Source organism: Shewanella sp. SM29 (genome assembly GCF_025654245.1).
GTDB lineage: Bacteria > Pseudomonadota > Gammaproteobacteria > Enterobacterales > Shewanellaceae > Shewanella > Shewanella oncorhynchi.
Genome location: NZ_JAKKRN010000027.1, coordinates 1 through 21,712, shown reverse-complemented (window position 1 = coordinate 21,712; position 21,712 = coordinate 1). Strand labels below are relative to the sequence as shown.

Sequence of the window (21,712 nt, the reverse complement as noted above, 5' to 3'; positions counted from 1 at the left end):
AAGGGCGCCTACTGGACGCCCTCATGATCCAACCCATTAAACCTATTTACGGCCATCCTGCTCACGTTTGGCTTTAAAGTCTGATGATTCAAGCCAATGGGGCCAATCAGAACCATTCGCTAAGGTGGTTATCATACTGGCGATCAAGTCTAGGTCTTGACTCACGCCCTCCAACGTCCAATTTGGATCATAATCATCGGCTCCTTGGTGATATTTATGCGCAATATAGTCAGGATCTGTATCCCCAAGACTCATAAATAACAATCCTGGTACACCTTGCTGGGCCAGCGCAAAATGGTCTGATCTAAACATCAATCCATTCTGTGGTCTTGGATCCGCTTTTACCGAACGGTCTTGGGCTTTGGCAGCTTTATCTAAGTATTGCTCCAACTCAGATACCCCTTCCCCATAGCGCAAAATGTAATCCACGCCTTTATTTACATTCATGCCATCGATATTTAAAAAGGCGACGATATTTTTGGTTGGCACACTGGGATGCTGAGCAAAATGCTGTGCACCAATCAGACCCGTTTCTTCTGCAGTAAAGGCACTGAAGAGCACCGAGCGATCCAGTGGCGCCGTGCTAGCTTGCTGTTTGAAGTAACGCGCTAACGCTAAAACCCCCGCCACACCGCTGGCATTATCGACCGCACCGTTTAAAATCTCTGACTTACCGTCTTCAATCACAGTGCCAAGGTGATCCCAATGGGCATGCATCATCACCACTTCGTCGGGGCGCGTTTTACCGGGCAGTAAGGCCGCGACGTTATGGGACTCGGCGCGTTCAATTTTATTGTTTAAGGTGAGCTGCGCGCTCAGCTTAAGTGGGATAGCCTTAAAGTTTGGCTTAGCTGCTTGCCGTTTTAAGGTATCAAAATCCAATCCCGCTTTGGCAAAGATTTTTTGTGCGGCCTCGTGCTGAACCCAGCCCATCACGCCCACTTGACCTTGGTTATTATTGGCATCGACCAGAGTAAACTTAGTCCCTGTGTTGGAATTTTGCACCACTCCCCAGCCATAGGCGGCAGGCGCTGTTTCGTGAACAATAAACACGGCCTCAGCGCCTTGACGCGCCGCTTCCTCATATTTATAAGTCCAGCGACCATAATAGGTCATAGCATTGCCTTTAAATATTGTTGGATCTTGGGTCGCAAAGCCGGGGTCATTCACGAGTACGATGACCGTTTTGCCTTTTACATCTAACCCTTGATAATCATTCCAGCCATATTCGGGTGCATTGATACCATAGCCAACAAATACCACATCACTTTTATTCAAGCTGACTTTTTCGGCGATTCTTTGGGTTCTCGCGGTAAATTCACTGCCATTGGCAAATTTAAGTCCGCCGATATCAAGCTGCATGTTTTGATCGGCACTAATTTGCGCCAAAGGAACCGCCTGTAAATAGCTATCGCCAAATCCGGGTTTGAGACCCATATCTTTAAATGCTGTCACTAAATAGTCTAAAGTTAACGTTTCACCTTCAGACAAGGGCGCGCGTCCCCCAAAAGCATCGCTCGCTAAGGTTTTCACATCGGTTCGGTATTGCACGAGATCGAGACTTTTCACAAATGCCGTTTCAGCAAAGACAGGTAATGAAATAGTGGCCAACAGACTTGTGGTTATGATTAAATTTTTCACAACTTTCTCCCAAGTTATTATCATTATTTGGTTTTAAGGATAGACTTTACCATATCATCTTTAATTTATGATGGAAGTCTTAGCGCAAACGGAGTCGCTGCATCCAAGAGTAAACGGTAATCATGTCTCCATCTGACCGATATTCTTGTCGTTGACCTAAACCTGACTGCAACAGAATAAAAAATAGCGAAATTTTAAAATATCCGTGTATTTTCATTGAGTAAGGTAACAATATGTCGCTAGAGTTATTACAAGCCGCTGCACTGAACCTCAAAAAAGCAGTGCCTCTGATGCTCAAACATAAAATTCCGACCACCCCCGTTAACTATGCGCTTTGGTACACTTATGTTGGTGAACAAAATCCCGAATTAAATCAACAACTCGATACTGTTATTGCCCAATACAATACTTGCCCTCCTGTCAGTAGCGAAATCTTGTATCGCCAATATGTTGCCGACCCAGTTGAACTCGATGTCAGAGAAATGCGCCAAAATCTGGATGCTATGGTGACTGAGCTTTCCCAATCACTCAAAGATACCAATCTAGATGCCAATGACTTCCAGTCACGTATCGAAAGTAATTTTGAAAAGCTCAACCGCATCGAAGACGAAGGCTTTAGCGTCGAACAAGTACTCGATCTGGTCCGCAGCTTAGTGAAAGAGTCGGACAATATTCGCTCGAGCACAGAGTTCTTTACCGGTCAGCTGCAGAAGGCTCAAACCGAAATAGACGCACTAAAGAAAAAACTTGAACAAACAGAAAAAGACGTTCTCTACGATGCACTGACGGGCTGCTTTAATCGCCGCGCCTTTGACACTGATTTTGCAGGAATGATAGCCCAAGCCCCCTTAGGCACTTGTGTGATCTTGGCCGATATCGACCATTTTAAAGTGTTTAACGACACCTATGGCCACCAGCTCGGCGACCAAGTGTTACGCGCCGTGGCAAAACGGCTACAGGAATCCTGCCGCGATGGCACGAAACTGTATCGTTTTGGTGGTGAAGAATTTGCGATTATTGTCCCTAAAAGTCAGCTACGTATCGCAAGGCAACTGGCCGAAGCTATGCGCCGTGGACTCGAAAAACTCAGTTTAAAAGACAGACGCAAAGACGAACGCATCAATAATATCAGTGCTTCCTTTGGCGTCGCCCAATGGCAAGAAAAACAAACGGGTATGCAATTGATTGAAGCGGCAGACAAATTACTTTATGAAGCCAAACGCTTAGGACGAAATCGTGTGCTGCCTATCAGTAACTGATGGTTATAACTTAGCCTGAAGCCGATAATTCAGCTTCAGGCTAAGATGATTAACAAAAGAGCATTTTTTTGAAAGCTATATGAAGGATTTAAATTAGATTTCAGATTAATGTTTGAAACTGCGAGAAACAGTTCCAATATTCCCTTGCACGCCACTCCCTATTGAAACGGATACATTCATACCGTGTGTTTCCATCGACTCATTTTCGACAGGGATCGCCTGCACCACAAACCGCAGTTCAGCACCACCTTGAAGTGAATCGAAGGGATAACACGTAATTAACGTTAAGCGATTATCATCGGATGGCGCCATAAATTGAGTTTCTGTTTCATGTACGACCTGAGTCGCCACCACTTCATAAATAATGTGATTGCCTTTAAGCGTTTGTAACGATAATCGACGCCCCACCGCCATGCCATTAAGTATCGCAAAATGCGTGTCCCTGTGGCCGGCAATCACAGTATTGCCTTTTTGCCCCGCTGGCGCACTGGACAACACCAGACTCGGACCAAAGGCCAAATTGCGCCCAGAAGCCCCCGCAAGAACGTATAAACTGTCATTAAGCTCTGCTTCAATATTGTTGTTCGCCGCCACTTGCTCACGATGAATAGACAGCTTTGCCACGGGATAAGTATCCGCCCATGACCAAGGCTTATGGGATTGGCCATCAGCCAAGGTTTTAGTCCACGCCTGTTCAATCAAATACTGGGCAAAGTGTGCTTTAGCTTGCATATAGAGTCCCTTTCCTAACAATGTTGCGCCAATTAAAAATAATCCCACCACTAAGAATCGCTGTGTTCTGCTTTTGCTCATCGCGCTTAACTCATCGTTCACTGGTAAGTGCCACCAAGGCCGCCTTCTCTTCCCGTCTTTGTCGAACAATCGATCCAGTAAGAATCAAGGCGAGTAGCAAGGTCAGCGCACCTAATAACATATCCAAACGGCTTGACGTCGCGGTTTGCGGCAAGGCTCCAAAAGGTTGCCAACCTAAGGGCAAGTGCTGACGAACCACGGCATCACGGCTCATTGCAGTTGAATCAATTGGGGTTAAGTCCACCGCCACTAAGCTGGTATAGGCGCTGACTAAGTGATAATTCATTGATAAGGCCGTCACTTGCTGTTTGACCTTGTCATCATTCGCGCCATTTTTACTCAACTCCAATGCACCAATCTGTTTACGCGCCCACAGTAAGTCTAAACCTGCACCTTGATGGGTCATCAATCCTGCGGAGTTGTCCTGCAGCGAGAGCGACTGTTGCCAGTTTTGATGCCCTTGGCGTCCTGAAATCACTAACTCCTGTGGCTCACGGGCGCTGCGCTTTAAACTCACGAGCACTGGCTCACCGCGGTACAGATCAGCAATCGGTGATGGCCAGTAATCGGGCACACTGCCATCATCAAAACGCACTTGAATATCGGTTAACACCGGATATTGAATTTTGCTCAGTAAGGCGCTGATCTTCTCATCGACTTCATCCACTTTGCCAATATAGGTAAAAGTGCCACGACCGAGTTCAGCCGCCCTTTGCATAAAGTGAGAATTAGGCGCCGAACCTATGCCGACAGTAAATAGGCGACTCTCGCCAATTTGATAGCGGATCAAATCAAATAACGCTTGTTCATTGCCCACAGAGCCGTCGGTCATAAAGATCACTTGGCGCAAAGGCTGCGTTGCATCAAGCGATACACTGCCCAAGGATTTTGGCAAGGCAGCGTCCAGTGCTAACGCCATTTCAGTGCCACCATCGGCCTGTAAACGGCTCACAAATTGACGGGCCCGTGACAAATTCGACGAGGTCGCCGGTAATGGCACTGCTGAGAACTGAGACAAACTGGAGTTAAATTCGATAATGTTAAAACTGTCCTCCGGCTTCAGTCCTTTTAACGCGTATAACAGTGCATTTTTAGCTTGAACGATAGAATCCCCCGCCATAGAGCCCGAAGTATCAATCACTAAAATTAATTCACGGGGCAAACTCGGCTGAGTACTATTTTCAACCTTAGGAGGCAACACCATGACGAGACTGTAATTATCATCATTTACGCCGCTGGTTTTACTTGTCTCAAGTGTATCCTGAGACAGATTTTCGCCATCGAGCTTATGGGTTTTACCTTGCTGATTAAACACCCAAGCCATTGGGCTAGTGCCCTGCTGTACTCGCCATTGCAGCACAAAATCCCGATTAGCGGGCACACGTTGCGCCAGCGATACATCGACCGCGCCGCTGTTGTCTTGCTTGAGTTTGATGTCATGGTAAGGACTCTCAATGGACGCTTTATCAACCCCCTTTGAGAGTAAAACTTGAATGTCTGCCTTCAGCACAGGATCGCATCCACTGGCGCCGTCCCGCACTGGTGCCACAATCCGGTCAGCATCAAACACCTGCGAACTTGTCACTCGGCTTGATTGGCGAACCAATGCCATAGGATCATGTGAGTCGCTAGCACTTGAATCCGATGTTAATCCCGGAATATAACGGGGCGCGACCACCAGCGGAAAACGTAAACTAAACAAACCATCTTCATATTTAATGGTCTCCTGATAGCTGATTTCTACAATCAGCTCCTCTTGAGGTGCTAGGTTTGCGACTTCGGTCGTAAACATATTAGGCCGCTCTTGGCTCACTAAGCTGGCACGTTTGCCTTCAGCTTTCGCTTGCTCAAAAATCTGCTTGGCATCGGCCTTAGGATGAATTTGCCCTTCGATCACTCTCTGGCCTATATGTAATCGCAACGAATCCACCGCAGCCTCATTGGGCAGCGGGAACAAATATTGCCCATTCAACACAAATTCAGTGTTGTTGCGAAAAACCTGTTTCACGCTCACGCGATTACTTAAGCCAGAGACTTGCATCGACACTTGTGTATCGAGCGGCAAAGATGGCACCCATGCACCGCTCGGCTGGCGATAAAGCAACAGCCCCTGCGTAATATCATCGTAATTAATGATGTGTGACTCTGCCGTTCTGTGAGCACTATTTTGCCCGACCAATGCCGAAGCCATATTCTGTGGCGCAGATAATGTGCCGGTACTATTCGGCGAAGCCAATGCCACAAAGGGCAAACCCCAACACACGGCGGCACTGATCAGCAATACCGCTACCGCTTCACTCACTTCTTTTACCCTTTTCCCTGTGATCATCACAAAGGCTTCCTTTATTAACAAATATGAACTGATGTTGGTTGTCGTTAATATGAACGACGTAAAATGGACTACTTAAATTGACCGCTAGTCAGCAGCGTGCCTGGCCGTCAAGGCCAAATGAGGCTGTAGTGTTAATGTCACGCGGCGGTCGAACACATCCGATTCTCTGTCTTGGTCGGCTTGCAAAGGCGATAAAGCGCCAAAGGCTTGAGTGGTCATACGCTCGGCAGTGACGCCTTGCTTAATCAGGTAGCCACGCACCTCCAGTAGACGCTGCTCAGAAAGGGCTTGGTTGTAACTCTCATCACCACGGCGGTCGGCATAACCCTTCAGCTCAAGATTGAGTTCTGGTGACAAATTCATCACCTCAGCCACATCATCTAATTGGGGCAAAAAATGCGATTCAACCTCAGAGGAACCGGTACGAAACTGTACGCTAAGCCCCAAGGCGAGTTCACTGAGCAATTGACGTTGCGCTGACAGCAACTCATCCAGCTCTTGCTGCGCCTTGGTATATTCGCTCGCCCGTTTTTCGGCGGCTTGCTGTTTTACACTCCACTCGGATAACTGGGACTCTTGCAAATGGATCTGTCTTTGCTGAACGTGCAGTGTGTCTGTATCGCTGACCGATTTGCCAATTAAGGTGCCTGTGAACGCACCAATAATGGCCCCCACTGGACCACCGACTAACGCCCCTACTAAGGCTCCACCACCGAGGCCAATGAGGGCTTCCGGTTGTTCGTCCTCGCTTGCGTATTCGTCATCCATCGCTATACCGCTTGCATAGGCATCATTTTCTAGGGTGAGGTCTTGTCCTATCACTTTATTTTGCAGTGAAACCCGCGCCGACACACTGGCTACAGGTGCGCTTAATAAACTCAAAACCAATAGATTAATTAGTGTCTTTTTCATCATCTCATTCCTTTTTGATTATTAGCTGAGCTTGGACTCGTACCTGAAGCAATCCACTCAACACCACATCAGGTCAAACGGGTACAAAACTGAATGGGGCTATTAAACACAAGTGGAATGGCATGAGCAGGGATGGAAAATGGCAATACAACTATCAATTGTGGCAACAAAATGGCAATTGCATTTGTGGCCTTTTTTCTCGGGTAAAATCCTGTATAGTCACGAAAACTTACTCCCCCAAGTCAATAGGAATACGGCTCTATGAAGCGTATAGCCATAGTGGAAGATGAAGCGGCCATTCGCGAAAATTACAAGGACGTGCTGCAACAACACGGTTACAGCGTGCAAACCTACGCCGACAGACCATCGGCCATGCTAGCCTTTAATACCCGTTTACCAGATTTAGCCATTATCGACATCGGCTTAGGTAATGAAATTGACGGCGGCTTTATGCTATGTCAGTCATTGCGCGCCATGTCGAGCACGCTGCCGATCATCTTTTTAACCGCCCGTGACAGTGACTTTGATACTGTGTGTGGCCTGCGTTTAGGCGCCGATGATTACTTGAGTAAAGAAGTGAGTTTTCCCCATTTAACCGCACGCTTAGCCGCATTGTTTCGACGATCTGAACTTGCGGCCAGCCAAACGGCGCAGGAAAACTTGCTCGAACGTGGCCCACTGACCATTGATGCCAACCGCATGCAAGTCTATTGGAACCAGTTACCAATCGAGCTTACCGTGACCGAATTTTGGATGGTGCATGCGTTAGCCAAACATCCAGGCCATGTACGCAGTCGCCATGAATTAATGCAAGAGGCTAAAATCTTTGTCGATGACAGCACTATCACCTCCCATGTGAAACGCATTCGCAAAAAGTTTATCGCTACCGCGCCAGAGTTTGATTGTATTGATACTGTCTATGGTATGGGTTATCGCTGGGACAGCTTAGCCTGATCTATGGCTTAACCAACCTTTAAGCGCACGGCGTTGAACCAGATAACCTTGGATGAATGAACTTTTAAACCCATTAATGCTGATCCCTAACTTATGACACGTTTCCCCTTTGGTCTACGCACTAAAGTCATCGGCCTTAGCCTGTTCTTGCTCTGCCTACCTTGGTTGGGGTACCAATATGTGTGGGAAATGGAAAAGTATCTTCGCCACGGCCAAGAACGCACCTTAGAAGGCACCACTCAAGCACTGGCCACCGCGCTGCACGAGCGGCCGAAATTGTTCGATGGGCAAGCGAGTTTTTTAAAACAAGTGGAAAAAAGCCGCGATCTATACGCCTATCCACTGGCGGGGGCGATTCTACTCGACGGCAAACTCAACGAATGGCAGGAATATCAGCACAGATTTATCCAATACGGTGAGGCGCACCAAATTATGCGTGCCGATCCGAACGCTCCCCTGACCTTAAGCTTTACCCACATGGTCGGCCAATACGATGGTTATCTGTATGCTTTTTTTCAAGTCATTGATCCAACAGTGGTACTGCGGGGTAAAAATGCTCTAAGTGTTGATAGAAACGATCATCTCTCGATTGCGACACTCGCGCCCGACAATAAATTCAAACGCTATATCGTTGCCACGACTCAACCCGGCTGGATCAGCGCCTTCGAATTACCCGCTAATCCTAAGCAAACTGTGCCCGTCACACCTGAGGTGCGTATCCAAGGACAATGGGCGACGACCGATGTGGGCTACAATGTCGAGCTGCGTATTCCCTTAGACATGGTCGGCAGCAAACTCGGATTTGCCATTGCCGATGTCAACGACAGCAAATACCGTGATGTGGCTGCAGTTGTCGGCACCTCGGCTTTAGATACGGTCGACAATCTCGGCACTGTGCTGGTACCATCACCGGAAATAGAAAGTATTATCAAAGGCATGAGCCACTATAGCTCACGTATTTGGGTGGTTGATAAACACGGCCGCGTACTGGCAAAATCCGGTGACATTCGCGCTAATGACAGTGTATGGACCCGCACCTTAGAAGATGAAAAGAGCACCGCGCTGTGGGATACCTTCAAGCGTGATTATCTGCATCCGCTGTACTATAAAATTCTCACTAAACCGCCCAAAGACTTTATTGATTCCTTACAAGATTCCACCGAGCTTGACGGCAGTCATATCCAAAAAGCCCTCGCGGGTCAGCAAAGTTCGACTTGGCGGTTAACCCCAGACAACAAAGCTGTGGTACTCGCCGCCGCGAGCCCCATTTGGATTGATAACAATGTGATGGGTGCCGTCGTCGCCGAAGAAACCACCCACGGAATTCGAACTCTACGTAACCGAGCGCTGGAAAAACTCTTTAACGTGATTTTGACCATAATGAGTATGGGCACCTTGGCGCTGTTCTTCTTCGCCTCGAGTATTTCTAACCGCATCCGTAAATTGCGCGATGAAGCCGAAAACGCCATCGATAGCCAAGGCCGTGTCCGTAATCACCTCAAACCGTCGAAGGCTCGGGATGAAATTGGCGATCTGTCCCGTAGCTTCTCGAGCATAGTCGGCCGTCTCGGCCAATATACCCATTATCTGGAGAACATGTCATCGCGCCTGTCCCATGAATTACGTACGCCCGTGGCTGTGGTGCGTTCATCCCTTGAGCATTTAAACCTGCAGACCTTAGATAAAGACACGCAAAAATATGTCGACCGCGCCCAAGAAGGTGTCAGCCGCTTAAGCATGATTTTAAATAACATGAGCGAGGCAACACGCTTAGAACAGAGTTTAACGCAGGCCGATATCACTAAGTTCCCACTCTCTCAAGTGGTCAGCGGTTGTATGCAAGGTTATCAAATGACCTATCCAGAACAAGGCTTTAGTGTGAAAGTGCCCGAACAACCACTGATGATGCAAGGTGTGCCAGAATATATCGCCCAGTTAATGGACAAACTTATCGCCAACGCCATTGAGTTTTGCCATAAAGACAGTGCTATCGAAGTCACGCTCACACAAGTGGGTAAGCAAGCGACTCTGCTTATCAGTAACTTAGGGCCTGAACTGCCCATTGATATGTCGGAGCAGATTTTCGATTCCATGGTGTCGGTACGGATAAATCAAGCCCAAGATAAACCCCACCTAGGCTTAGGTCTGTATATCGCGCGATTGGTCGCCGAGTTCCACCAAGGACAAATCCTTGCCCGTAATCGCAGCGAACATAATGGTGTGGATATCCTTGTTACCTTACCTTTAAATTAAGAACATACGGCCTTTAAGTTAAGCGTGTTACAGCTTTTAAGCCCTGCGTCATAATCTCAACAGCTAAAATACAGGAGGCCAATAACATGAGCCAAACTCATCACGCGCCTCCTGTCATTTATGCGTGCAGATGCTAAGATGACCGCCATAACAATCGATAAGAAACGCCAATTATTCTCCCAAATTGTTCAACCTCTTCGTTCAACCTAAATGCCAAGGTAATGATCCAATGACAGATAAACATCATCAAGCTACTCAAATCGTCAGCTTAGGTCGAGACAAAAAATGGACCAAAGGCGTGATCAATCCGCCCGTCTTTCGCGCTTCGACTATCGTCTTCGAAACCATGGATGAAATGCGCCACGCCGCAAAAAATAAAACCAATGGCGAGATGTTTTATGGCCGCCGTGGCACCCCAACCCATTTTGCCTTTCAGGCCGCGATTGCCGAACTAGAAGGCGGCGTCGGTACGGCGCTGTATTCTTCTGGCGCTGCGGCGATCAGTGCGGCGCTACTGTCATTTTTAAAAACGGGCGATCACCTGTTAATGGTTGATAGCGTGTATGAGCCAACGCGGGATCTGTGCACCCATATTCTCGGCGGTTTTGGTATCGAAACCACTTACTACGATCCGCTGATTGGCGCAGGCATTCGCGACCTCATTCGCCCCAATACTAAGGTACTGTTTTTAGAGTCTCCGGGCTCAATCACCATGGAAGTGCAAGATGTACCGACCTTGTGCCGCATCGCCCACGAACATGGGCTGATCACTATGCTGGACAATACTTGGGCCTCGCCCATCAATAGCAAACCCTTTGAAATGGGTGTAGATATCTCAATTCAAGCGGCGACCAAATATATCGTCGGCCACTCAGATGTGATGATAGGCACGGCCACGGCCAACGAGAAATACTGGCCACAATTACGTGAACACAGTTATTTGATGGGACAAACCACATCGCCAGACGATGTGTACCTTGCTGCCCGCGGCCTACGTACCTTAGGCGTGCGTATGGCGCAACATGAAAAAAATGCCCTGCAAGTGGCCAACTGGTTGAAAACCCGGCCAGAAGTCGATCATCTACGTCATCCCGCGTTTGATACATGCCCTGGGCACGAATTCTTTAAACGCGACTTTAGTGCCTCCAACGGCTTGTTCTCCTTTATCTTAAAACAGGGCGATGGCGATGCGGTCACCGCACTGGTTGAAAATATGAGTCACTTTAAGATGGGCTTTTCTTGGGGCGGCTACGAGAGTTTAATCCTCGGCATTTTCGGTATTGAAAAAATCCGCTCAGCAACTCAATGGGATGCGAGCAAACCTTTGATCCGTTTACATATTGGTTTAGAAGATCCCGCTGATTTAATCGCCGATCTCAGTGCTGGGTTTGAACGCTTTAACGCAGTATTGGCGGCCAAAGCTAAGTAACGATATTTAATGTACTAAGTGCTAGCAGAATATAAAAAAGGGGCTGAATAAATATTCCGCCCCTTCTCTTATCGATACTGACACAAATACGAATTTTTATTGCAATATCATTATGCTTATAGCAAATAAACCGCTAAACCATAAACTCTACAGCGATTAATGCGCTTTCGTTCCAATACTTAATGCAGGATCGACCCAAGCCGCAGAGCCATAAAGCGGCACTGTTGAGAGCGCATGTTTATGGCTACCATTGGTCTCTTTCGTCGAATAGGACAAATACAACAGAGTCTGATTTTGCGCATCATAAATTCGGCGCACTTTTAATGACTTAAATAAAATACTCAGGGATTCGGTGAAAATCACTTCGCCGTGTTTTCCCATGTCTATCTTCGCCAGATCGGCCGCAGTAATTGGCCCAGTTTGACGGCAACTGATCCCCATATCGGACGGATCAGCAAAATCTAAATTGGCTTCGATACGACTGATATGGCAAGTCACCCCAGGTATTTTAGGATCGTTTTTAGCATCAATAATCACATCTTTAGTGGTAAAAAGCCCTAAGCTCACCTTACCCACATCGTCACCACAACCCGCAAGCAATAAACCTACAGAGGCCGCAAACGCACACTTCAACAGAGTTTTCATTCATACATCCTTTTACATTAGTGCTTATATGCTAGCGCTTATATATTAATGCGTAGCGAATAGCTTTTGTGCCCAGCGGGTTAATCCGCCTGTCACAGAGCCAAAGTGATCGCCGACCACGACCGGAATATCGGGATAAATACCAGCGATTTTCGCATAAATCGCAGGGCTTCGTGCCGTCCCCCCCGTCACGTAAATCACATCGGGTTTACACTCTGCTTCAGCGGATAAATCATCAGTTGCTGAGCGGTTTACCGCGACATTTGTTGCAGCCAAAGTTTTTGCAGCTTGCGCGAGCGCTTGGTGCATCAGGGCTTCCACTTTCGTCAGCGACGGCTCAATGGCATTTTCAAACAATTCACGACTCACACCCGCGTGCAGCGCCGCTTCGATAAAATCCAGATTAACATCAGTATTATCGGTATCTGACAGCGCAATTTTCGCACGCTCGGCTTGGCGAACCAGTTGATAGCTTAACTGCTGCTGTTGCACCTTTAACAATCGCTTCAGTAACTGTGGCTGCTCGGCTTCTTTAACCAATTCATCAATCAATTTACGGCTACTTAAGGTACTGAATTCTCGCTGGGCGCTAATATCATTCACTGCAACCGCATTCCAAAAGGTTTTACTGGGCATAGGTTTGCCATTGATCATCAAGGAACCTAAACCAAAGTGCGGCATAAAGGCATTCATTGCAAGGGCGATATCGAGATCGTTACCGCCGATCCGCTGGCCGCTGTGACCGAGGAAATCTTCACTGCGATCCGCTTTTTGTTTATGGGCGGGTCCCATTTTTACCACAGAGCAGTCCGTTGTACCGCCGCCGACGTCGACGACCAATACCGTTTTGTTGTCGGTCAAGGTCGCTTCATAATCCATCCCCGCCGCTAACGGCTCGAACAGAAAATCAACGTCAATAAAACCCGCACGTTTTGCCGCTAAGGTCAAAATGGCTTCGGCCTGACGGTTACTCTCTTCACCGCCTATGCCTTGAAAGTTCACCGGACGACCAATAATCGCATGGGTGATCATCGCAGTGCTACCCTGTTTCACAAGGTCTTTTTCAACTAACACAGATTCGGCGCGCACTTTAATGTGCTGCATCATCAAGGTAACAATATCTTCAAACAGGGCCACTTGTTCGGGTCTAAGCCCTGTCGCGCCTAAAAAGGATTTTGGCGAACGGACATAGAATCCCTCCTCCGGCATTTCTAAATACGCGCTCACCGCCTGCTCGCCAACAAATACAGCCTGAACATCGGCATCGAGATCTAACTCATGGCGCACCATACGGGCACGACTCAATTGCGCGGCGCGCTTTTTGGCGTAATCGGCTTTTAACTCAATAGGAAGACCACGGTAAACCGCCTCGGCGATCAGTTCCCTGTCCATCGCGTATAAGGTCGAAGGCAAATAAGCTGATTGCTCTGATAACGCCAATAACTGCACACCATCATCCAGCATGATCCCTACGGCGCAGTTAGCACTACCATAATCAAATCCAACAAACATACCTTTTACTCCCGCGATAAAAAAGCCGAGCAAGATAACATAGTTTGCGATAATGCCCAAGGAGTTAACACTGACGGATTTATCCCCAGTAAGCCGCGCTTGCACAGTTTCTCAAGACTTAAATCGCAGTAACGCGAACTGAGTTTGAGCTCAATCCAAGATGATCATCATAAGGTCATATTTCTGTCACACTCGTCATCAAGTTGACATATTTCCCTCGTATCTTTATCCCAGATAAATCCCAGACTGATTTTGGCGTGTACGCAATATTTATCATTGAAATTCCTTCACTTGTCGGCAGTAAATCTGATTGCACAACGGCGGATGAATGCTATTGTATATTGCGCCATGACGCTTGCTTAAAGGAGCTGTGCAGTGTCCCCGAATACCGATAAACTTTCGATTGATAAAGAACTCTCTTGGTTGTCTTTTAATGAGCGGGTATTGCAAGAAGCCTGCGATCACAATGTTCCCTTAGTGGAGCGAGTCCGCTTTTTAGGGATATTTTCCAATAACATGGATGAGTTTTTTAGGGTGCGTGTGGCTGCGGTCAGACGCTCCATTTTGCTGTCATCCCTGCAGGAAGGTCGCAGTAATAGCCGCCATTTAATGGCCAAGATCCAATCGAAAGTGATGGCATTGCAAGAAAGATTCGATGGCATATACACGGATTTAATGCGCGAACTTGTACGTCGTAATATTTTGTTAATCAATGAGAAACAATTAAGCGAGTTCCACAGCGACTGGCTGAAAAAGCATTTTAGAGACCATTTCAAACGCCATATCGCGCCGCTTATGGTCAATAATAATCGCGATCTGATCAAGCAAATCAACGACGACGCCACCTATTTGTGTGTTTGTTTGTTCACTAAGGCGCGCCGCCAATACGCCTTAGTCGAAGTGCCGACTAAAAATGTACCGCGATTTATCGAACTCCCAGCTGAAAAGAGTAAAGCGAAAAAATATCTGATTTTATTAGATAATATTATTCGCCACTGCGTAGATGAACTCTTTGGTCCCTTCTTCGAGTACGATGCTATCGAAGTGTATTCGATGAAGTTAACCCGCGATGCCGATTTTGATATCACTGACGAGCTTGAACAAACCCAGCTTGAGAAAATGACCAAGGGATTGAAAAAACGTCTTACCGCCGAGCCTGTACGCTTAGTGTACGACAAAGAAATGCCTGAACACATGTTGGTGATGCTCAAAGAAAACCTGAACATCAGCTCGACCGAATGTTTGATCCCAGGCGGGCGTTACCACAGCTTTAAAGACTTTATCGCCTTCCCCAACCCGAGCCGCGACTACCTCGAAAACGAAAAACTACCGGCGCTCAATAGCGCAGGTTTTGGCCGCAGTGCCAACAGTTTCGATGCGATTCGGATGGGCGATATCATGCTCAATTATCCGTACCATAAGTTTTCCCACTTTACCGAAATGGTGCGCCAAGCGGCATACGATCCGGCGGTGCGCTTTATTCGAATTAATTTATATCGAGTGGCGAAAAAATCCCATGTAATGCAATCGCTTATCGATGCAGTGAAGAACGGCAAACAAGTCACCGCCGTCATTGAACTCAGGGCCAGATTCGATGAGCAATCCAACATCGAATGGACCCGCATCTTGGCCGAAGCGGGCGTCAAAGTTCACCACGGTATCACCAGTTTAAAAGTGCATTCCAAGTTGTGCTTGATTGGCCGCGAAGAACAAGGGGAAATCAAACTCTATTGTCACGTCGGCTCAGGCAACTTTAACGAAGGCACGGCGCGGGTTTACACTGACTTGTCGCTGTTCACCGCCAATCAAGAAATTGCCCGAGAAGTAGAGCAAGTATTTGACTTGATTGAACATCCGTATCGCCGCGATAATTTCCAGCATTTAATTGTGTCGCCCTACGATGCCAGACAAAAACTGAGCCATTTAATTGATAATGAAATCGTTAATGCCCAGAGCCATATGAAGGCGGCGATTACCTTAAAATTAAATAACTTACTCGATGAATCCTTGGTCCAAAAACTCTATGAGGCTTCAGCCGCTGGGGTCAAAATCAAGTTACTTATTCGCGGCATGTGTTCGCTTATCCCGCAAATTCCGGGGATCAGCGACAACATCGAAGTCTATAGTATCGTCGACCGATTCCTCGAACACTCACGGGTGATGCTGTTCCACGCGGGTGGAGAGAACAAACTCTTTATCTGCTCCGCCGACTGGATGAGCCGCAACATAGATAATCGCGTTGAAGTGAGTGTGCCGATTTATGATCTGCGCCTAAAACAGATGATAATGGATATTTTATCCTTACAGTTCAATGACAACACTAAAGCACGTGTCATTAACAAGGAACAAAGTAATCCTTATCGGAATCGCGGTAACAAACGAAAAGTGCGTTCTCAAATTGCCATTTATCAATATCTGATTAATTATGAGAAGCGCCAACTGCAAGAATTTAATGCCTTACGTATGTCCACCCATGAGGGTGACGCTGAGCGAGAAGTGAAAACTCAGCCTGACATAACACCTGAGTTACGGGCCAAAGCCAGCTAATCACTGGCTTTATATCGCTTTGATTGCCTAAGGATAATCCGATTGGTAACCACATATTCGCACACACAGTCACACGCTACGCCCAGCAATGTACTCGCAAACTCTAAATCGCGCCACTTTGTCGCCATCGATATGGGGTCGAACAGTTTTCATCTGGTCATTGCCCGCGAGCAAGATGGCAGTTTGCAGATTTTACATAAAGAAAAACAACAGGTTCAGCTCGCCACTGGGCTCAATGCGCAAAATATTCTCGACAATGACGCCATAGAACGTGGCCTCAATTGTTTGCGGGATTTTAACCAAAGATTTTCCAATCTCGACCAAGCGCAAGTGCGATTAGTCGCCACCCACACTCTGAGAATCGCCAAAAACCGCGATCAGTTTATCGAGGCTGCGCTCGCCATCATGCCCTATCCGGTGGAGGTCATTTCGGGCCATGAAGAAGCGCGTTTGATTTATAACGGTATTGCCCAAAGCCAAGTGCTAGGAAAAAGTAATTTAGTCATCGACATCGGTGGCGGTTCTACCGAAGTGGTGATCGGCCAGAAAAATACCCCAACTCAGTTATCTAGCCTGCGCTGCGGTTGTGTGAGTTTTAATGAGCGTTTCTTTATTGATGGGCTCATCACCCCAGCCTCATTTCGCGATGCCCAAAGTGCGGCCGATAAGCAGTTCGCGTCGCTCTCAAAGGAATATTTCGCGGGCGGCTGGGAACTCACCTTGGGTAGTTCAGGTACAGTGAAAGCCATCTGCGAAGCAATTCAAGAAGAGCACGGCGATGAAACCATCACGCTGCCACGACTCAAACAGCTCAAAATCAAGTTAATCAAATGTGGCCATATTAGCCAAATCCAATTTGCCAACGTCGATGATAAACGCATTCCCTTAGTGCCCGCCGGACTTGCCATTTTGATCAGCTTTTTTAGGCGCTTACCGATTCAAAAACTTGAGTTTAGCCCAGGCGCACTGCGTGAAGGCGTACTCTATGAACTGGCAAAGATTGGTCAATATCAGGATATTCGCCACCGCACCGTCGACAGTATTGCCCAGCTTTATCATATCGATATGGCCCACGCCGCTAAGGTACGCGACACTGCTATGGCCTTGTTTGAACAGGTCGCCGACGAATGGCAATTAAGGCCCCATGCGCGCTTGCTCGCCTATAGCGCGACTTTACATGAAATCGGATTACACATTAATTCAAAATCCCTGCACAAACACGGCGGTTACATTATCAGTAACAGTGACTTACCAGGATTTAGCGAAGCATTACAGCTGGATTTAGCACGACTTATCACCAACCACAGAAAAAAGCCTAACGAATTAATGCTCGCTGAACTCGATCCCAACCATAAGCTCACGCTCAATCGCCTACTCAGCCTGCTTAGGCTCGCTGTCTTGCTCAATCTTGGCCGTATCGCTAAGACGCTGACCTTAGATCATATTAAAGTGATCCCCGATGGACTCATGCTAGTACTACCAAGCCATAAGCGGAAAATCAGCTTGTTTATGAAAGATTTACAGCGAGAACAAAAACAAATGCTCACCCTTGGAATGAACCTGCGTTTAGTGTCTAGTCTGACTTAGCGGTTACGGCGTTAGCTCTGCCTAACGTGGCCGAGGCGAGTATAAGTTAGCTCTGTGTGAATGCGTTTAGCGAGGATTCGACACTGTTCGGCGCTAAAATATTGCCCTTAATCGAGGGCCATTATCTCGCCTAAAAACAAGGTTAAGTTAGCAGTGAATCTGGCTTGATAATGGGATTTCAACAGCATAGCGGTAGACTTAATCCATGCGCCACAACAGATTAAAGTTTAAAGGATTTTTAACCCTTCACTAAAGCACAAATTCCTGCTCGCGCGTTTGCCGCTGAGTGGGGATTTCTGCTATCATCCACGGCTGACTAATCATAATTCCACGAATTTAAAGATAATCAGAGTCAAACCCTTTTTATCTCGCGATATCAGCCCCATCGCCTGCAGGTACAAGTATGATTAACCACTTTAGTGTGCTTGGTATAAAACCCAGTGCCAAAGAAGACGACATTAAAAAAGCCTATCGACGGCTGTCAAACAAATATCATCCCGACAAGTTGTTAGGCGCCTCGGAAGAGGAAAAGCAGCAAGCCGCCGTACAACTTGAACGCGTTAAAAATGCTTATGATGTGTTGTCCGATCCTAAGCGACGTAATGCGTTTATCAAAGATTTCAATAACGTCATAGTGACCGATCCCGCTAGCGCCATGCGCGAGCTGTGGGATCAATTTTATCCTTGAGCGTTTTCTAGAGTAGTGTCAAATGGTCAAAAAACTGAATATCTCACGCATTAATGAGCTAAAAAATAATGCCTACGACAATATCGAGTCCTACGACGATCCCGATACACCTAAAGCGCTAGAGCAATTTACTAGCCAAATCAAAAAGGTGTTAGAAGCCGATCCTAAGATGCTCGATACTGTGCCTGAGTACCTGCCTGTCGCGCTTTACGGTCGAATTAAATTTCCCGCCGAAGCCAAACTCAAGTGGGCACATTGGATAAACACGGCAACTCAACCCGAGTGGGATGAGTTTAAAGTCACGATTGGCTTTAACAATGCTGATTTACCTTTAGTGTTAGCCGTGCGTGGTTACTCGGAAACCTTACTGATTGAAAGCTGCGCCGTGCTGTATTTACTTGAAACTCAAGGTAAAGCAACGCCAGCAGCAAAACATCACGACGATGAAGATGATGACAACGATTATGTTGGCACCTCAGATAACGACGATGATGATGAAGGCGAAGAGGAAGATGGCTACTACGATCACTACGATGATGAGGACCGCTAATGAACACTAGTCTCATTGAGATTACCGTCGCCGAAATTAAAGAGTTGGCGGACGTAGAGCCAAAACAAGCGAGCAAACGCTTTGAAATCATTGCAAATACCATGAGCGACGAGCAATTAGTCGAAGTCATCGAACACATGGATATCGTCACGCTGACCCAAATCAACAGTCACCATGATATCTCTTGCCCTTCGATCATGTCTGAACTCATGACCCCGGAACAAATTCGCGACATCGTCTGTCAGCAACCTTTGTACTGGGAAGAAAAAATCAAAAACAATGCCGAAGAACTTATTCAGCATACCTTTGATTTTTTGACCTATTTAATTCGCATTCAAGATAGCGAAGAAAAGCAAACTGCGATTTTAGAATGTATCGCCGAAGATCCTGCGGGCCTCTTCTACCTGTCGATCCCTTTCATCGAAATGATGTTAGGCGAAAAACATGAAGATGAAGACGGCTACACAGATCTCTACGATGATGAAGAAGACACTGAAACCATCGGCTACGACAGCCGCGTCGCCAGTGAAGATGCACACAGCCTTAGCATAGACGACCCACGCAGCCTAATGGCCTTGATCCACGAGCTCGCGCCCGATGTTGAAAAAGCCATTAAGAGTCTGCTACGAAACGAAAGCTCAGGTTGGGAAATGATCATCAGCAAGTTTGTCAACGAGCTGGTTATTCAAGCCAAAGAGAAAAACCAAGTGACGGATGAATACGCTGAAGTCGATGATATGTTTAGCTTTTTGGATTAAGGAATTATTTGATGCAACTGGTACTGCGTGATGTAGATCAAGGACCCTACCTGAGCAAGGTATTGATCCAAGGCCAAGCAGACGAAACGCTGAGCGGTGAACAGCTGTCACAAATCAAATCCAAAGCCATTTTGATGAGCCTCAAACTGGCCGATAAGTTTTACAACAAGTACAAAATGCACCTGCTCGAACAAGCAGCGCACGATGTCATTGGTGTGGTCAGCCTTGGTTTGATGGAATTATCAAACCAAAACCTGCAGCAGGCGATACGCCTGTTGATCACCGCCGATGGCGTAGTCAAATGCTTCCAAAAAGGCTGGAGCATGCTCAGCACTGTCAGCAAGCATAAACTCGTCAACGGCAAGTCACTGTACGGCGATGTCGACAAGTTCTTGCTAGAACAAGTGTCTAGCCCGCCAGATGCGGAAGAGTGGTTAGGCTATGAAGCCTATCAAGATGCCCTGCTTGAACACCAACGCCAACAGTCAATTGCGGCCTTATTGGCACAGTTTTACGCGCAATCGAGCTATGATCCGCTAGATTTTCTCAATCTAGAGAGTGTATTAGCCGAAGCGGTACTGTATCGATTGTTGTTTGATGGCGCCAAAGTCAGACAAGATTTGAAAAAGCGTATCGGCAAAATCACCTTAAAAGAGGAGTGGTTTACCCGTGAGCATATTGAATTGGAAACTCAGAAAGCGTTAGCAGAATTACCCGCAGAACTCGCTGAAACCATCAGTAAAGATCTCGGTAAAAACTTTGTCCCCGCCCTACTGCGTACCCTGCACTTTGCGAAAAGCTATCGCGAACTCTTACTCAGCGACGCTTCACCCGAGCGCTTAGAAAGATTCGAACATAAAGAAGGTCTCGTCGGCCTCCTCGGCTGGCCACTCTACATAGTACTTTGATCGGTCCTTTAATCAGTACTGTGCTCAGTAGGTTAACGAGTGCTTGAGTCGCTTTAAAATGAGTGCTTTATTGAAAAATAAAGCACTTTTTTAATGTCTTTTGTCTCTATGCTCAATCCCAACAATCAGTATTGACGTCTCAGTTTTGAGTGGTTTTAGCTTTAAAATAAGTAACTTACAGAGATAAAACTCTTCAGTTAGATAAATTCTGGAGATTCATCCCTCCTCAGATAACCCCAAATTCGAAACATGCCATTTTCTATCGAATAAGGAATTGAATATTGGGCTAATTGTGCGCTTACAACATCAGAAAAGTCCGTCACTCGATCCGCCACTAATCTGCCTAGCCATTCTCTTTTGAATGGATCAACTTCTAACCACTCAATGGTTTCTGCTATTTCAAGTAACTCGTGCCACCACACGGCAGTAAAACCTGCATTAGGGTTTTCATCATAAATCAATTTGTATCGCACATAGGGAATAAAGTCTTCAGACTCATTCAAAGCCTTTTCAAGCTCGCACCACTTTGTTTTATTCATTACAGACGAAAGCTGATGCTCGTTTACATACTTCAAAACTTCAGAATTCATTTTTTAGTGTCTCAAGCGACTAAGTGAAAAACTAAATGATATAGCTTTAATAGATATATATTGCCAATAAAAACTAGGGTCTGTTGATCTTTGCTGTACAAATGTTGTTCAGCAATACATCGGCAGCCACATTAACATAAACGCCAGTGACACCATACTGGCGTAATTTCTTGCTAGCTTGTCATATCTTGTTGATATTGCTCGATAGTGCTTAATTCTTCCAAAAGCATTCTCCACTAAATGTCGATACCGATATAAGCACCAATCGACTCTTTCTTGAGGTGTATTCTTATAGGGTGTATTCTTATAGCGGCGCCTTGGAATGACAGATTTC

Annotated in this window: 18 protein-coding genes; 10 read left to right on the top strand and 8 right to left on the bottom strand. The window is 46.7% G+C overall.

Translation table 11 applies throughout. From position 1 onward, the window contains the following. Positions 1–42 precede the first annotated feature (42 nt). Positions 43–1,665, bottom strand: coding sequence for a M28 family metallopeptidase (locus tag L5L77_RS16705; protein WP_219252712.1), 1,623 nt, complete (start codon positions 1,663–1,665; stop codon positions 43–45). 209 nt (positions 1,666–1,874) lie between these two features. Here L5L77_RS16705 and L5L77_RS16700 point away from each other — a divergent pair, with 209 nt between their 5' ends. Next, the gene (locus L5L77_RS16700; RefSeq protein WP_028760265.1) at positions 1,875–2,900 is read left to right on the top strand and encodes a GGDEF domain-containing protein; all 1,026 of its coding nucleotides are present in this window, start codon (positions 1,875–1,877) and stop codon (positions 2,898–2,900) included. Between the two features lie 105 nt (positions 2,901–3,005). Here L5L77_RS16700 and L5L77_RS16695 read toward each other — a convergent pair whose 3' ends face one another. The 3 genes from L5L77_RS16695 to pdsO form a co-directional block, all read right to left on the bottom strand. Beyond that, on the bottom strand, positions 3,006–3,713 hold the full coding sequence (locus L5L77_RS16695; protein WP_263223197.1) for a class GN sortase: 708 nt from the start codon (positions 3,711–3,713) through the stop codon (positions 3,006–3,008). A gap of 10 nt (positions 3,714–3,723) precedes the next feature. Next, positions 3,724–6,042, bottom strand: coding sequence for a marine proteobacterial sortase target protein (locus tag L5L77_RS16690; RefSeq protein ID WP_263223196.1), 2,319 nt, complete (start codon positions 6,040–6,042; stop codon positions 3,724–3,726). An 87-nt stretch (positions 6,043–6,129) separates the two neighbouring features. Beyond that, positions 6,130–6,960 (bottom strand): sortase-associated OmpA-like protein PdsO, encoded by an 831-nt coding sequence (gene pdsO, locus L5L77_RS16685; RefSeq protein ID WP_263223194.1) that lies wholly within the window; start codon positions 6,958–6,960, stop codon positions 6,130–6,132. 258 nt (positions 6,961–7,218) lie between these two features. Between pdsO and pdsR the strand changes: the two genes are divergently transcribed. The 3 genes from pdsR (at position 7,219) to L5L77_RS16670 (ending at position 11,593) form a co-directional block, all read left to right on the top strand. After that, a complete protein-coding gene (gene pdsR, locus L5L77_RS16680; RefSeq protein ID WP_006081337.1) occupies positions 7,219–7,911 on the top strand; it encodes a proteobacterial dedicated sortase system response regulator in 693 nt (230 codons plus the stop codon). A gap of 93 nt (positions 7,912–8,004) precedes the next feature. After that, entirely contained in the window at positions 8,005–10,164 is a 2,160-nt protein-coding gene (pdsS, locus tag L5L77_RS16675; RefSeq protein ID WP_028760269.1) for a proteobacterial dedicated sortase system histidine kinase, read from the top strand. A gap of 229 nt (positions 10,165–10,393) precedes the next feature. Then, a complete protein-coding gene (locus L5L77_RS16670; protein ID WP_263185173.1) occupies positions 10,394–11,593 on the top strand; it encodes a cystathionine beta-lyase in 1,200 nt (399 codons plus the stop codon). A 156-nt stretch (positions 11,594–11,749) separates the two neighbouring features. Here L5L77_RS16670 and L5L77_RS16665 read toward each other — a convergent pair whose 3' ends face one another. Together L5L77_RS16665 and yegD are read right to left on the bottom strand one after the other, a co-directional pair. Further along, a complete protein-coding gene (locus L5L77_RS16665; protein ID WP_113941505.1) occupies positions 11,750–12,238 on the bottom strand; it encodes a CreA family protein in 489 nt (162 codons plus the stop codon). Positions 12,239–12,283: 45 nt separating this feature from the next. Beyond that, on the bottom strand, positions 12,284–13,750 hold the full coding sequence (yegD, locus tag L5L77_RS16660) for a molecular chaperone (protein WP_263185180.1): 1,467 nt from the start codon (positions 13,748–13,750) through the stop codon (positions 12,284–12,286). 375 nt (positions 13,751–14,125) lie between these two features. Between yegD and ppk1 the strand changes: the two genes are divergently transcribed. The 6 genes from ppk1 (at position 14,126) to atcC (ending at position 20,788) form a co-directional block, all read left to right on the top strand. After that, positions 14,126–16,297 (top strand): polyphosphate kinase 1, encoded by a 2,172-nt coding sequence (ppk1, locus tag L5L77_RS16655; RefSeq protein ID WP_028760273.1) that lies wholly within the window; start codon positions 14,126–14,128, stop codon positions 16,295–16,297. A gap of 42 nt (positions 16,298–16,339) precedes the next feature. After that, complete coding sequence (gene ppx / locus L5L77_RS16650) at positions 16,340–17,884, top strand: exopolyphosphatase (RefSeq protein ID WP_173496575.1); 1,545 nt, start codon at positions 16,340–16,342, stop codon at positions 17,882–17,884. 403 nt (positions 17,885–18,287) lie between these two features. Then, entirely contained in the window at positions 18,288–18,572 is a 285-nt protein-coding gene (locus L5L77_RS16645) for a J domain-containing protein (protein ID WP_006081330.1), read from the top strand. 22 nt (positions 18,573–18,594) lie between these two features. Beyond that, positions 18,595–19,122 carry a cold adaptation protein AtcA gene (gene atcA, locus L5L77_RS16640; RefSeq protein WP_115015148.1) on the top strand — a complete coding sequence of 176 codons (528 nt, stop codon included), beginning with the start codon at positions 18,595–18,597 and terminating at the stop codon, positions 19,120–19,122. Continuing rightward, positions 19,122–19,880, top strand: a complete 759-nt coding sequence (gene atcB, locus L5L77_RS16635) for a cold adaptation protein AtcB (RefSeq protein WP_006086363.1) — start codon at positions 19,122–19,124, stop codon at positions 19,878–19,880. Before atcA ends, atcB begins: the two co-directional genes overlap by 1 nt. Before the next feature lie 11 nt (positions 19,881–19,891). Next, the gene (gene atcC, locus L5L77_RS16630; protein WP_263181821.1) at positions 19,892–20,788 is read left to right on the top strand and encodes a cold adaptation protein AtcC; all 897 of its coding nucleotides are present in this window, start codon (positions 19,892–19,894) and stop codon (positions 20,786–20,788) included. Between the two features lie 197 nt (positions 20,789–20,985). Here atcC and L5L77_RS16625 read toward each other — a convergent pair whose 3' ends face one another. Both L5L77_RS16625 and L5L77_RS16620 read right to left on the bottom strand, forming a co-directional pair. Beyond that, positions 20,986–21,378, bottom strand: coding sequence for a DUF6678 family protein (locus L5L77_RS16625; RefSeq protein WP_263181820.1), 393 nt, complete (start codon positions 21,376–21,378; stop codon positions 20,986–20,988). Between the two features lie 108 nt (positions 21,379–21,486). Next, positions 21,487–21,712, bottom strand: a 226-nt coding sequence (locus L5L77_RS16620; RefSeq protein ID WP_263223192.1) for a transposase, incomplete at its 5' end; no start/stop codon positions are given.